The organism is Clostridium sp. K04 (genome assembly GCF_019734375.1).
Taxonomy (GTDB): Bacteria; Bacillota; Clostridia; order Clostridiales; family Clostridiaceae; genus Clostridium; species Clostridium saudiense.
The window spans coordinates 1-13,127 of record NZ_JAASHD010000026.1 but is presented as its reverse complement, the minus strand read 5'-3'; the positions used below and the strand labels follow the sequence as shown (position 1 = coordinate 13,127).

Annotated in this window: 13 protein-coding genes; 10 read left to right on the top strand and 3 right to left on the bottom strand. The window is 29.1% G+C overall.

Going from position 1 to position 13,127, the window contains the following annotated elements; all coding sequences use genetic code 11:
• Positions 1 to 12 precede the first annotated feature (12 nt).
• Positions 13 to 351, bottom strand: coding sequence for a TIGR04076 family protein (locus HCG70_RS11535; RefSeq protein ID WP_042399301.1), 339 nt, complete (start codon positions 349 to 351; stop codon positions 13 to 15).
• 130 nt (positions 352 to 481) lie between these two features.
• Here HCG70_RS11535 and HCG70_RS11530 point away from each other — a divergent pair, with 130 nt between their 5' ends.
• Positions 482 to 823, top strand: a complete 342-nt coding sequence (locus tag HCG70_RS11530; RefSeq protein WP_042399303.1) for a helix-turn-helix domain-containing protein — start codon at positions 482 to 484, stop codon at positions 821 to 823.
• A 295-nt stretch (positions 824 to 1,118) separates the two neighbouring features.
• Complete coding sequence (locus tag HCG70_RS11525) at positions 1,119 to 1,958, top strand: hypothetical protein (RefSeq protein WP_221697803.1); 840 nt, start codon at positions 1,119 to 1,121, stop codon at positions 1,956 to 1,958.
• 209 nt (positions 1,959 to 2,167) lie between these two features.
• Here the strand turns inward: HCG70_RS11525 and HCG70_RS11520 are convergent, their stop codons facing one another.
• Together HCG70_RS11520 and HCG70_RS11515 are read right to left on the bottom strand one after the other, a co-directional pair.
• Entirely contained in the window at positions 2,168 to 3,580 is a 1,413-nt protein-coding gene (locus HCG70_RS11520; protein ID WP_221697802.1) for a subtype B tannase, read from the bottom strand.
• 189 nt (positions 3,581 to 3,769) lie between these two features.
• A complete protein-coding gene (locus HCG70_RS11515) occupies positions 3,770 to 5,329 on the bottom strand; it encodes a glycosyl hydrolase 53 family protein (RefSeq protein ID WP_221697801.1) in 1,560 nt (519 codons plus the stop codon).
• 462 nt (positions 5,330 to 5,791) lie between these two features.
• Here HCG70_RS11515 and HCG70_RS11510 point away from each other — a divergent pair, with 462 nt between their 5' ends.
• From HCG70_RS11510 to HCG70_RS11475, 8 genes are all read left to right on the top strand, one after another.
• Entirely contained in the window at positions 5,792 to 6,559 is a 768-nt protein-coding gene (locus HCG70_RS11510) for a DeoR/GlpR family DNA-binding transcription regulator (RefSeq protein WP_221697800.1), read from the top strand.
• Positions 6,560 to 6,561: 2 nt separating this feature from the next.
• Positions 6,562 to 6,987, top strand: a complete 426-nt coding sequence (gene lacA, locus HCG70_RS11505; RefSeq protein WP_195954063.1) for a galactose-6-phosphate isomerase subunit LacA — start codon at positions 6,562 to 6,564, stop codon at positions 6,985 to 6,987.
• 11 nt (positions 6,988 to 6,998) lie between these two features.
• Positions 6,999 to 7,517 (top strand): galactose-6-phosphate isomerase subunit LacB, encoded by a 519-nt coding sequence (gene lacB, locus HCG70_RS11500; protein ID WP_221697799.1) that lies wholly within the window; start codon positions 6,999 to 7,001, stop codon positions 7,515 to 7,517.
• 51 nt (positions 7,518 to 7,568) lie between these two features.
• On the top strand, positions 7,569 to 7,883 hold the full coding sequence (locus tag HCG70_RS11495) for a PTS lactose/cellobiose transporter subunit IIA (RefSeq protein ID WP_195954065.1): 315 nt from the start codon (positions 7,569 to 7,571) through the stop codon (positions 7,881 to 7,883).
• A gap of 48 nt (positions 7,884 to 7,931) precedes the next feature.
• Positions 7,932 to 9,608, top strand: coding sequence for a lactose/cellobiose PTS transporter subunit IIB (locus HCG70_RS11490; RefSeq protein WP_221697798.1), 1,677 nt, complete (start codon positions 7,932 to 7,934; stop codon positions 9,606 to 9,608).
• Positions 9,609 to 9,661: 53 nt separating this feature from the next.
• Positions 9,662 to 11,089, top strand: coding sequence for a 6-phospho-beta-galactosidase (lacG, locus tag HCG70_RS11485; RefSeq protein WP_195954067.1), 1,428 nt, complete (start codon positions 9,662 to 9,664; stop codon positions 11,087 to 11,089).
• 13 nt (positions 11,090 to 11,102) lie between these two features.
• Positions 11,103 to 11,957 carry a tagatose bisphosphate family class II aldolase gene (locus HCG70_RS11480; protein WP_195954068.1) on the top strand — a complete coding sequence of 285 codons (855 nt, stop codon included), beginning with the start codon at positions 11,103 to 11,105 and terminating at the stop codon, positions 11,955 to 11,957.
• A gap of 77 nt (positions 11,958 to 12,034) precedes the next feature.
• Positions 12,035 to 12,964, top strand: coding sequence for a 1-phosphofructokinase family hexose kinase (locus tag HCG70_RS11475; RefSeq protein ID WP_221697797.1), 930 nt, complete (start codon positions 12,035 to 12,037; stop codon positions 12,962 to 12,964).
• Positions 12,965 to 13,127: the final 163 nt, after the last annotated feature.

Sequence of the window (13,127 nt, the reverse complement as noted above, 5' to 3'; positions counted from 1 at the left end):
GTCTCTATTAAATTATTTAATAGGTTCGTAGTTAATTTTAGATTGTTCATTAGTTGATTCAATTTTAAAAATTACTGGGCGAATACCGTCATTACAGGAGCAAATTGCTATTCCCTTTTGATCTATCCAATCTTCATAATAAAATTTGTCACAGCCATGAGATATAGCAAAAACATATTGATACATAGCTTTCCAAGCTTCATCACATAATCCTTCAGGTTTTGAATAATCTCCATAAAATATATCTCCTACTTTATGCATAGGACATTTTCCAAGATTCTTGCAACCATATTGTTTTGCTAAATCTTCATGGAATGTTGTTTTAAGAACTTCAATTTTACACTTTTTCATAAAATTCCATCTCCTTTAACTATCTTTTACGAATATGAGTATATGTGGTATTTTATATTTAAACAAGTATGCACTTTTAGGTAAAGTACATACCTTTGGGTTAGTATTAAATTTTTAAGAGGGTGAAAAAATGAGTATGAAGGACTTGGAAAATTCAGATTTAACAGATATTAAGTCTACTCCTTTTGGATATACGCTTTCAATTATAGGTGGAAAATGGAAGATGATAATAATGTTTTGGTTGGTGGAGTATGAAGTATTAAGATATGGGGAACTGAAGAGGTGTATAGGGCAAATAAGTGATAAAATATTAAATAATCAATTAAAAGAATTAGAGAAGGATGGAATTATTATTAGAAAAGAATATCCTCAAATTCCCCCAAGGGTAGAATATAGACTTTCAAAACGTGGTTTATCTTTAATGCCCATTTTAGAAGAGATGTGTAAATGGGGAGAAGTCAATAAAATTTAAATTTATTTAAGTAATTTTAGTATTTAAAGTATATAAGAATACATAATTTTAACTTTAGGTATTCTTAAAATAATTTTTGTTTTGATACTATGTTATACATCAAAATAAATAGCTAAAGATAAAACTACTAATAAGTTTTAGTAATATTTTTGAATTTGAAAGATGTAACTAACTATTAAGTGTTTACATATAATACAAGTAGAATTTAGGATATTAGTAGTTTATTTAAATAATTAATTTGGTATTTTAGTTTGTGAAGCTTTATGTATGACAATAAATATGGGGTAAACTATATATGGGGTGTAAGAGAGCGAAAAATAAGAAGGATAAAGAGCAAATTAAGAACATATCTAAGAGCGATGAATTTCAATTATCATTATTAAATCTGCAAGTAAAGATAATTTTAATATATATGATATCCAATATATTTCTTTTCGGTGGTACACTTCAGAGTATAAATATAAGTTGTAATAAAAAAGCTTCAGATAGTAATCCAAATATATTATTAATTGAAGGGCAATATTTAGCCTTAATTGCAAGTATATTAATTTCTTATATAGATTTTAGTAGATATAATGAACTAAATGAAAGATATAAAAAAGGAGAGATAAATAAGTCATTAGAACCAGAAGCTTTAATAAAGCAAGCATCTATACTTACAATCATACTATATGAATTGAATGTAGTTGTATTCGTGGAAATATATAAAGTTAGTCTTGTTATAGATAGTTCTAAATGTGATAAAAAACATATAGATAGATTATATTTACAAGCAGCATGTTTTATAATGAGGTTTTATGGTGACTATTTTTTGTTAAGTGCTACATTAAAAAGTATTAATTTAATAAAAAGCAAATACGATAAAAGAATAGACAAAATTGAAAATCCTGATGTAGATGCAGTAATTGCAGCAGAAATTTATGTTATACAAAGGGGAGTACTTTATGATATTAGTTGTAATGAATTAGAAGATTTAATGAATAGCAGTGATGAGTTTGAAAAGGAGTTATTACTTTTACCTAAACAAATTTTAGTAGTTGCAAATATATTTGGAGTTGTAGCAAATATAATTTCTTTAATTGGATTTATTAAATTATATAATAGGAATTCTAATGAACCTATTTTTGGTAGATAAAAGTAGATTATTTTTAAGGATTTTTACAGATGCATTATTAGAAGGTGCATTTTTTATAATGTAAATCTAGGGATATAAGGTATACAAAGATGTATTATGATAAAAGTAGATATATGTATTTTTAATAATAAGTATATCTACTTTTATTATTTTAAGACTACTGATATAAGAGCAAAAAAAGAATACTTTATATTTGATTATAATAATTTTTAGTTTGATACTATGTTATCTATCCAAGCAAATAATTCATCTAAATCATAATCACCTGAATGAGGAATTCCCCATGGAAGATCATAATCTACATTAACTCCATTCATTTCTAAAGTTACTGCTAAAATAGCTGATATTGCAAGTGAAGTATCACGGTCAATAGCACCATGACGAATTCTGAAATTTTTAGCTGTAGTACAAGAATTATCTGAAATATAATTCATCGGATTCATTAATTTAATTTGAGCTTCCTCAGATAATTCACCATTTACAATTGAATGATTTTTGCTAAACTCAGTAAAATGACGATATTGAATTTCGGGTGTACCAAATAATTCGTTTTCAGGTGTACCCATTGATATATTATCAAAAGCAGGTGTATCTTTCATTCTAGTACGGAACTTTATAAATTTATCAAAGTCTACATCAGTTACTTCGTTGTTTACTATAGTAATCCACTTCAAATCTGATAAGCTCTTTCCTTTATTTAATTCTTTTTGAGCTGATTTAATAACAAAAGATTTAATATAATCTTTAAAAGTTCCATTTCCTTCAGAATCAATTGTTAGTAATGTACCATTTGATGATTTTAAATTCAATTTATTTAAGTATTCAGGGAATAAAGATTTTAATTCCTTAGAAAGTTCTATTTGTAATTCATTCATTTCACCACTTATAGGTACAAGTTTGGGTTTTGGAGATCCTTCAATTCTTTCAAATTTCATTTTATGATAGTCGTTTATTCTACAAAACTCCCATTCGTAGGCCTTATCTGCATTTTCTAAATTTGTAATTGGACAGTAGCATGATGATGCAAAAATATTATCTCTTTCATCAGCTGCTCCCAATTCTTTTAAATATGATTCATAGTCAGGATGGTTTCCTGTTGAACCAAGAAGTGCAGATAAGGCTCCACCAGCACTAGTACCATTAGAAATTATTTTCTCTACATTACCAGGAATAATGTCTTTATTATGACGAAGGTAACGTACAGCGGCTTTTAAATCAACAATGCATGCTGGAGCAGTTCCGGTAAATTTACCATTTTTATCTTTTAATCCCCTACCACGAGCACCAGGAGAAACTACGATATATCCGTGTAAAAGTGCATAAAAAGTAGCATTGGGCTTGTTAATAAATTTGTTAATGCCAGGTCTTTCAGGAGCTCCAGGCATATAGCCACCTACTGTATTTGGAAAAAAGATTGGTGCAGTTTTTAAATTATAGTTTCCTATTGAATTTCCTTCATAATAAGTTTCAGGTACAAATATGCTTAGTTTTTGAAAGTTAGTATCTATTGGATTATTAACATATATTATGTTTTCAAATGCACGATATTTTAGTGTTTTCTCATCTAAAGTTATTGTTTCTATAGTATATTTTTTATCATTAAATTTTAAATCGTAATTCATTTTATGGCTCCTTTCAATAATATTCTTTTATATAATTTTAAGATTATTATGGGAAAGTAAGCAATTCAATTTGTAAAATGGATATATTCCAATTAGGAATATATTTAATTGCCAAAAGTAAAACAAAAAAATCATATGTGAGATTATTAAAAACACATATGATTTTTGATTTATTTATATTACATAAATTTAATCTACCTCTACTAATATCCACATATGAGACCAAGCTTCGGTATTAGTAGTTTGAATTGTTGGAATTAATTCTTCTCGAGAATCATATTGCAATCCTAGTATTTTACTACTATTTCTATTTTCCAGTGTATAATAAGAATCCCATGTACTATTAAATTTCCATTGTTGGTTATATCCATTATTATCTTGCCATTGAACACAGGATGCACCATCATACAATGAAGAAGATGATATATCTAAAACTTTTCCGCTTCCGACATTTTGAATTTTATAATAGCCATCTCCTGTAGAAATTAGCCTCCATTTTTGACTATCCCAACCGTAATAAGTGTATTGTTCTATTGTGCTTCCATTATCAGAAGAGCCTCCAGAAACATTTAAGGCTTTTCCACTTAATCTATTTATTATTTTATAATTGGTATCAGTATTAGGAAAAGAACTATTAATAGTCTTAAAGGCATCTAATGCCGTTGTAAATTTAAGAGTATTAGTAGAAACTTCTTTGCAAGCACCTAAAGGATATTCATCTGGAAGAACAGAGGAGGTAACTGCGGGCTCCCAATAAAAGACGCCTAAACCTTTATTGTTAGGAACTTCCATAACAGCATTAATAACAGCTTTAATTAGGTTATAACTTTCAGTTTCATCACTATCTAAACCCCCAACTTCACAAACCATAACTTCCTTATTATAACGAGAAGCCATATCGTTTAAGTTATAAGATAATTCATCAATACTATCTTTATAATCCATATCGGCCCAATAAGGATAATAAGACATACCAATAACATCATAGTTAGCTTCAGCAGTAGTTAAGGAATCAAAAATGGTTCTAAATAATTCATTTTCATGACCTTCTGCTAAATGAATAATAACCTTTGATGATGGACTAACTTTTTTTACAGCTTCATAACCTTTATTTATGAATGATACCCAGTTAGTAACATCAGGAGTGCTACTTCCATTCCAGATATAGCCGTAAGGCCAAAGCATTCCTGAATTATTTTCATTACCAACTTGTACCCATTCAGGATAAATACCAGCATTAGCAAGGGAAGTCATAACCTCGTAAGTATGATTATATACATCTTCCTTGAGTTGTTCTAATGAATGATTGGACCATTCCTCAGGGATGTCCTGATAAGCAGGATCAGCAAAATGATCGCTATAATGGAAGTCAATCATTATTTTTAGCCCTAAATCAGAAGCCTGTTTAGCCATTTCGACTACACTATCTTTATCAGCATAGCCTAATAAACAAGTAGTACCATCGTTTTTAGTCCATTGAGCACTTGTAGGAGGATTAACAAAAACCCTTAATCTAACAGAATCAATCCCTTGGTCTTTAAGTATTTTTAATGGATTTTCAGTAATTCCAGATTCATTTACCCATGATATTCCATTATCTTGAAGCTGACTTATCCATCCAATATCAGCACCCTTAGAAATAGTAGAATAAGCAGATGCAGCAATACTTTTAGTAGAGTTATTAAAAGAAGTCAACAAGAATAATGAAATAATCACCAGTAAAATAATTTTGAGAAAATTTTTAAACATAAGCTTTACCTCCTGAAAAATAAATTGAATTTTCAAAATAGGGTAGAACTTTATAAGATGTGTTTGAAAATGTTTGTTTTTGTGTATAAGCTAAATAGATTTATTAAGTAATTTAGAAATTAATATAGCAAATCCTATTTTGTTAAAAAGAATAAAAGACGTCTTTAAATATATTTTATAAGTAAAAATATTAAATGTAAACATAATCAAAGAAAAAAATATTAATTTAAAACAAATATAAACAAGAAATTAATGTATTAAAAAGAAAATAATAGGAAAATATAGTAATCAGTAGTAATAAAGAGTAAGAGTGATATAATTTAAATGAATACCCAAATTAAGTAAAATATGAGTAAATAAATTCATTGAAAAAAAAGGAAATAAGTATATAATAAAAATATAAACAAAAAAGATAAAAAACAAACAAATACAAACAAAGGCAAGCATCGGAGGTGAAAAAATATGCTTAAAGAAGAAAGACATCAGTTCATTTTAGAAAAACTAAATAAGAGTGGAATTATTAAGGTTGCAGATTTAACAGATGAGCTTGAAGCAACTGAAATGACAATAAGAAGGGATTTAAGATTTTTAGAAGATAAGGGATTATTAATAAGAATTCATGGTGGTGCAAGGCTTAAGGAATATATAAGATTCGAGGAGCTTTCACCAAATGAAAAGAGGAGTATAAATACTCAACACAAAATAGAAGTGGCCAAGATTGCAGCAAGTTTAATAAGCGATAATGATAATATATATATAGGGCCAGGAACAACAACTGAGTATATGTATGATTATATTGAAGCTCGAAATGTAAAAATTATAACTAATTGCCTTAATATTTTTGAAAAGTTCAAAGATGATGATAAATTTGACGTCATATTAGTTGGCGGTAGATTAAGAAAGAAAACAAGTACATTTGTTGGAGCCTTTGCTAATGAAACTTTAAGTAAAATAAGAGTTAAAATGGCGTTTATTGGTGCTAATGGTATTTCGGATAATAATATAATGACATCTAATGAAGAAGAAGGTGAAAGCCAAAGAATTATAATTAATAATTCAATGGAAAGGTATTTAATGTGTGATTGTAGCAAAATTGAAAAAGAAGACTTCTATACATTATATAAGTTAGAGGATATTACTGCATTGGTTACTAATGAATGTTTAGATAAAGAATTAAAAGATAAGTATTCTAATTATTGTAAAATAATTTGTAGTATAAAGGGGGAATAAAAATGAAAATATTAATAGGGTCAGATAAAAAGGGTGAATCTTTAAAGAATCACCTAAAATCATATCTTATCTGTAAAGGATATCAAGTGATTGATAAAACAGAAGATGGAATGGATTTAGTCGATTCAGCTCATGTAGTTTGTAAAGGAATACTTAGTAATGAAGGAGATAGGGGAATACTAATAGATGAATTTGGCGCAGGATCATTTATGGCTGCTAATAAGCATAAAGGAATAATATGTGCAGAGGTATCTGATGAGCATTCAGCACATATGACAATAGGTCATAATAATACATCTGTAATAGCTTTAGGATCAGGAATAATTGGAGAAAAATTAGCTGAAAGAATAGTCGATTCGTATTTAGAATCAGAATATGATGGTGGTAGACATCAAATAAGAGTAGATATGTTGAATAAAATGTTATAGGAGGATTAAAGATGAGAATAGCAGTTGCGTGTGATCATATTGTTACAGATAGAAAAAATCATGTAGTAGAATATTTAAAGGAAAAGGGTCATGAAGTTATAGATTGTGGTACTTATAATAATGAAAGAACTCACTATGCTATATATGGTAAAAAAGCAGCTGAGAAAGTTGTTGGTGGACAAGCTGATTTAGGTGTAGTCCTTTGTGGAACTGGTGTTGGAATTACAGCATCTACAGCTAAAGTTGTAGGTACTAGACCAGCATTAGTAAGGGATATATCTTCAGCAGTATATGCAAGGAAACATTTAAATGCCAATATATTGGGGTTTGGAGGAAGAATTACTGGAGTAGGACTAATGGAGAATATAATTGATGCGTTTTTAGAAACTAAATTTGAGCCAACTGAAGCAGATAATAAAATAATTGAAAAGATTGATTCAATTGCGGTAGCAAAAGAAGGGCAATTTGGTAATGAAAAATTCTTTGATGAATTTTTAGAAAAGTGGGATAGAGGAGAATATCACGATTAAAAAATAAAAATAAGAATAAAAATAAGAATAAAAATAATGGAGGGTTAAATTATGACACCAGAAGAATTAGAATTAATAACAGTTGAAATAGTAGCTTATGCAGGAGATGCAAGATCTAAATATGTAGAAGCGTTAAATTATGCAAATGAAGGCAATTTTGGAGAAGCAGAAAAATTAATAGAAGAAGCATCAGAGTTAATAAATGAAGCTCATAAAGTACAAACTAATATGATACAAATGGAAGCGGCAGGAAATAAAGTAGATGTTAGCTTTTTAATGGTACATGCACAGGATCATTTAATGACAGTAATGTTATTAAGAGATATAGTTAAAAACTTTGTAAATTTGGCAAAAAAAATAGGATAGTATAAAAAGTGTAATTGGGTATTGAAAAATTGGTAAGGGGAGATATAGATGAACAAATTAATAGGTCTAATTGAAAAAATGAAGCCTTTTTTTGAAAAGGTTTCAAGAAATCCTTATTTAAGAGCTATAAGAGATGGTTTTGTAAGTTGTATTCCAGTAGTTTTATTTTCAAGTCTTTTCATTTTAGTAGCATGTGTGCCCAATATTTTTGGGTATTATTGGCCGGCTGATGTAGATACTGCATTATGGAAAGCTTATAACTATTCAATGGGAATATTATCTATACTTATGGTAGCAACAATAGCTAAGAGTTTAGCAGAAAACTTTAATAATAAATTACCTAAAACAAGGCAAATAAATATTGTATCAGTAATGATTGTAGCAATAATTTCTTTCTTATTAGTAAGTGTAGAAACTATTGAAGGTGGTTTATCAACCACTTATATGGGAACAAAGGGTCTATTGGCAGGATTTATTGTTGCATTTATAGTACCTAATATCTATAAAGTTTGTGTAAAGAATAATGTCACTATAAAAATGCCAGATGAAGTGCCTAAAAATATTTCTCAAACTTTTGCTGATTTAATTCCGTTATCAATTTGTGTATTATTTTTCTGGCTATTTGATATAGTATTTACTAATTTTGCAGGAATGTGTTTTAGTGCATGGATTTTAGAGGTTCTTCAACCATTATTTACAGCAGCAGATGGATATTTGGGTGTAGCTATTATTTATGGAGCTATGGCTATGTTTTGGTTTGTTGGAATTCATGGACCTTCAATTGTTGAACCCGCTGTAACAGCAATTTATATTTCGAATATTGAGGCAAACTTACAACTTGTACAAGCTGGGGAACAAGCTACCAATATTTTAACACATGGTACATCATATTTTGTTGCTACTTTAGGGGGAACTGGAGCAACTTTAATGTTAACAGCAATGTTTGCATTTATGGCTAAATCAAAGCAACTTAAGGCTTTAGGGAAAACATCATTTATACCTGTATTATGTGCAGTAAATGAACCAGTATTATTTGGCGCTCCTATAGTTTTAAATCCTATATTCTTTGTTCCATTTATATTGACTCCTATATTTAATGTATGGATATTTAAATTCTTCGTTGAGGTATTAGGAATGAACAGCTTTATTTATACTTTACCTTGGACAACACCAGGAACAATTGGTTTAATTTTAGGAACTGGATTTGCAGGGTTATCATTTGTGTTAGCACCATTATTATTAGTAATTGATTTTGCAATGTATTATCCATTCTTTAAGGTATATGATGCACAGTTAGTTGAAGAAGAAGCAAAGAAAAGAGCAGATGTAATTATAGAAAATGCTGAAGAAGAAGTAAAAGCTGAAGTTGCAGCAGTAAGAGAAATAGATATAGCTAGTAAATCAGATAAAGAGTTAAGTGTATTAGTGCTTTGTGCTAGTGGAGCAACAAGCAGTATGTTAGCAAACTCTATTTCAAAAGGTGCAAAAGCGAAGAATATAAAATTAGAATCAATTGCAATGGCATATGGGCAACATAAAGAAGTTATAACAGACTATGATTTGATAATTTTAGCTCCTCAAATGGCATCTATGTATAAGGAATTAGAGAAGGATTGTAGTGCAAAAGGTGTAAAATCAGCCACTACTTCTGGAGTAGAATATGTAAAATTAACAAGAGATTCATTAGGAGCATTAAAATTTGCATTAGATATAATAAATAATTAATTTTAGAAACAAAGTAAATATCATACTATGAGTGTAAAAGGAGAAAAAAGAATATGTATAACTTTGGAGACGATTTTATCTTTGGTGGGGCAACAGCTGCATATCAAGCAGAAGGTGGAGCAAAAGATGATGGAAGAGGACCATGTATATGGGATGAGTATTTAAATAGACCAGAAAGTAAATTTAATGGAGATGTAGCAAGTGATTTTTATCATAAATATAAAGAGGATATAAAATTATCAAATGAATTTGGAATAAATGGAATTAGAGTATCTATTTCTTGGAGTAGAGTTATACCAAAAGGTGTAGGAGAGGTTAATGAAAAAGGAATAGAGTATTACAATAATTTAATAAATGAGTGTATAGCTAATAACGTTGAGCCGTATGTTACTTTGCATCATTTCGATACACCATTACAATTATTCAAAAATGGTGATTGGTTAGATAGAAATAATATTGATCATTTTGTTAATTTTGCTAAGGTGTGTTTTGATAATTTTGGAGATAGGGTAACTAAATGGATAACATTTAATGAAGCATGGGCAGTAGCTCAAAATGGATATATAATTGGTAATTTTCCACCAAGCATAAAGTATGATATTCCTAAAGCTATACAATCTATGCATAATATGATGGTAGCGCATAGTAAAGTTATTGAATTATATAAAAGTATGAATCTAAATGGAGAAATAGGAATAGTTCATACTCTAGAAGGTAAATATCCAATTACTAATTCTCCAGAAGATGTTAGAGCTGCAAAATTAGATTATGTATTATCTAATCAATTTATGCTAGATTCTAATTTTAAGGGATATTATTCTAAAGAAACTATGGAAGTTATTAATGAAATTATGGATAAGAATCATGGTGAACTTAAGATTTATTCTGGTGATTTAGAGATTATTAAATCAGCATCTGAAAAAATAGATTTTTTAGGAATGAATTATTATTCAAGTCATTTCTTACAAGCTTACGAAGGTGAAAGTAATATATATCATAATGGTAATGGAGAAAAAGGGACAAGCATTTTTGCACTTAAAGGCGTAGGAGCACGTGTAAATAATCCTAAAGTAGAAACAACTGAATGGGATTGGCCAATTTACCCTCAAGGGCTTTGTGATATGTTAATAAAAATTAAAAATGATTATCCTAACTATAAAAAGATATATGTAACTGAAAATGGAATGGGATATAAAGATGAATTTATAAATGGAAAAATAGAGGATACTCCTCGTATTGATTATGTAGCAAGACATTTAAAAGCTATACTAGAAGCTAAAGAAAAAGGGGTAAATGTAAAGGGATACTTTATATGGTCACTTATGGATGTACTTTCATGGAGCAATGGATTTAATAAAAGATATGGTCTATTTTATGTAGATTTTAATACTCAACAAAGATATCCAAAGAAAAGTGCTTATTGGTTTAAGAAAATGTCAGAAGAAAAAAGATTAGTTGATTTAAATGAAATAAGGTATTAAGGAGATGGTGTAAATGATATTATCTACTAAGGAAATGCTTTTAAAGGCTCAAAGAGAAGGATATGCAGTGCCTGCATTTAATATTCATAATCTAGAAACTTTGCAAGTGGTTGTTGAAACTGCAATGGAAATGAGGTCTCCTGTTATTGTAGCAGGAACTCCATCCACAATAGAAAGTTATGCTGGGCCAGATTATATTAAAGCAATGGCTGAAGTTGCAGCAACTAAATATGATGTTCCTATTGCTATTCACTTAGATCACTTTGAAGATGTTGATGCTATTAAGAAGAATATAGACTTAGGCTTTAAGTCTTGTATGATAGATGCATCTAAAATGGAATTTGAAAAAAACATTGAGACAGTTAAAGAAGTTGTAGATTATGCTCATAGATATGATGTAGTAGTAGAGGCTGAATTAGGTAAGCTTGGTGGAAGAGAAGATGATTTAGTTGTTGATGAAAAAGATACAATGTATACAAATCCTGAGGATGCTGCAGAGTTTGTACGTAGAACTAATATTGATTCTTTAGCAGTAGCAATTGGAACTGCTCATGGTTTGTATAAAGGAGAACCTAAATTAGACTTTGAAAGATTAGTAGAGATAAAAGAAAAGGTAGATATTCCTTTAGTTTTACATGGAGCATCTGATGTACCAGATGATTTAGTTAAAAAGGCTATATCATTAGGAATATGTAAAGTAAATGTTGCTACTGATTTAAAAATTCCTTTTGCAAAGGCAGTAAAAGAATATTTAGATGAGCATAATGGTGAAAGTGATCCAAGAAAATATATGACACCAGGGAAACTAGCTATGAAGGAAATAGTTAAGAATAAGATTGAAGTGTGTGGAAGTATGAATAGATACTAGTAGGAAAAGGCTGTTGCAGTAAATGCACGGCCTTTTTCTATAAAAAGTATTAAAGTGGAAAAATATTGGAGGTATATATGATATTAGTAATAAATTTAAATGCATCTGTAGATAAGAGGTATGAAATGGAAAAGTTAGATAAAGGAGAAGTAATGCGAGCTACAACAGTGGAGAATACACCTGGTGGAAAGGGGATACATGTTGCTAATGTAGCTACAATATTAGATGAAGAATGTATAGTAACTGGTTTTTTAGGCGGGAAGACAGGAGAATTTATTGAGGAAAAGCTTAAGGATTATGGAATTAAATCTGACTTTGTAAAAATTAAGGGTGATACAAGAGAGTGTTTAGCTATAATAACTAATGATTTAATACAAACAGAAATACTTGAGCCAGGACCAATTATTGATAATAATGAACGAGTGAACTTTATAGAGAAGTTTAATAAACTAAGTGAAAGTGCGAATATTATAGTAATTTCAGGTAGTGTACCACAAAATATTGAAACTGGATTTTATAGAGAATTAATAGAAATAGCTAATAAAAAGAACAAGAAAGTGTTATTAGATACAAGTGGGATACTTTTAGTTAATGGTGTTAAAGGAAAACCTTATTTTGTAAAGCCAAACAGAGATGAAATTGAAGCATTGACTGGTAGAAAAATAGAATGTACTAATGATGCGATAAATGAAATTAGATACTTTCATAATGAGGGAATAGAATTTGTTGTTATATCTTTAGGTGAAGAAGGCTCAATAGTTGGTTTTAATAATAAGATATATAAGGTAACGGTACCTAAGGTTAATGCAATTAATCCTGTTGGATCAGGTGATTCGTATGTTGCAGGTGTAGCTATTGGATTAGCAAGAAATTATAATATAAATGATGTATTGAAATTGGCTTCAGCTTGTGGAACCGCTAATGCTATGGAGAAGGAAACTGGAAGTGTTAGGAAAGAGATTGTTGATGAATTAATAGATAAAATTAGAATAGAAGTTTTGGAATAGTAGGTATTTGTATTTCAAATTTAGGTGGAAGCTAGATCATATAAATTTATATATGATTTAGCTTTTTCTAGATAATTGATTTTATGGAGGATGTAGTAAGATTTGTGGAAAAACAAATCTACTACATCCTTTTTTGTATTTTAAAGTGGTAGATTTGGAATAA

Coding starts and splice junctions, on each gene's coding strand:
- HCG70_RS11515 (WP_221697801.1), bottom strand. CDS start 5,329: ATGTTTAAAAATTTTCTCAAAATTATTTTACTGGTGATTATTTCATTA.
- HCG70_RS11520 (WP_221697802.1), bottom strand. CDS start 3,580: ATGAATTACGATTTAAAATTTAATGATAAAAAATATACTATAGAAACA.
- HCG70_RS11530 (WP_042399303.1), top strand. CDS start 482: ATGAGTATGAAGGACTTGGAAAATTCAGATTTAACAGATATTAAGTCT.
- HCG70_RS11510 (WP_221697800.1), top strand. CDS start 5,792: ATGCTTAAAGAAGAAAGACATCAGTTCATTTTAGAAAAACTAAATAAG.
- HCG70_RS11535 (WP_042399301.1), bottom strand. CDS start 351: ATGAAAAAGTGTAAAATTGAAGTTCTTAAAACAACATTCCATGAAGAT.
- HCG70_RS11490 (WP_221697798.1), top strand. CDS start 7,932: ATGAACAAATTAATAGGTCTAATTGAAAAAATGAAGCCTTTTTTTGAA.
- lacA (WP_195954063.1), top strand. CDS start 6,562: ATGAAAATATTAATAGGGTCAGATAAAAAGGGTGAATCTTTAAAGAAT.
- HCG70_RS11495 (WP_195954065.1), top strand. CDS start 7,569: ATGACACCAGAAGAATTAGAATTAATAACAGTTGAAATAGTAGCTTAT.
- lacB (WP_221697799.1), top strand. CDS start 6,999: ATGAGAATAGCAGTTGCGTGTGATCATATTGTTACAGATAGAAAAAAT.
- HCG70_RS11480 (WP_195954068.1), top strand. CDS start 11,103: ATGATATTATCTACTAAGGAAATGCTTTTAAAGGCTCAAAGAGAAGGA.
- HCG70_RS11475 (WP_221697797.1), top strand. CDS start 12,035: ATGATATTAGTAATAAATTTAAATGCATCTGTAGATAAGAGGTATGAA.
- HCG70_RS11525 (WP_221697803.1), top strand. CDS start 1,119: ATGGGGTGTAAGAGAGCGAAAAATAAGAAGGATAAAGAGCAAATTAAG.
- lacG (WP_195954067.1), top strand. CDS start 9,662: ATGTATAACTTTGGAGACGATTTTATCTTTGGTGGGGCAACAGCTGCA.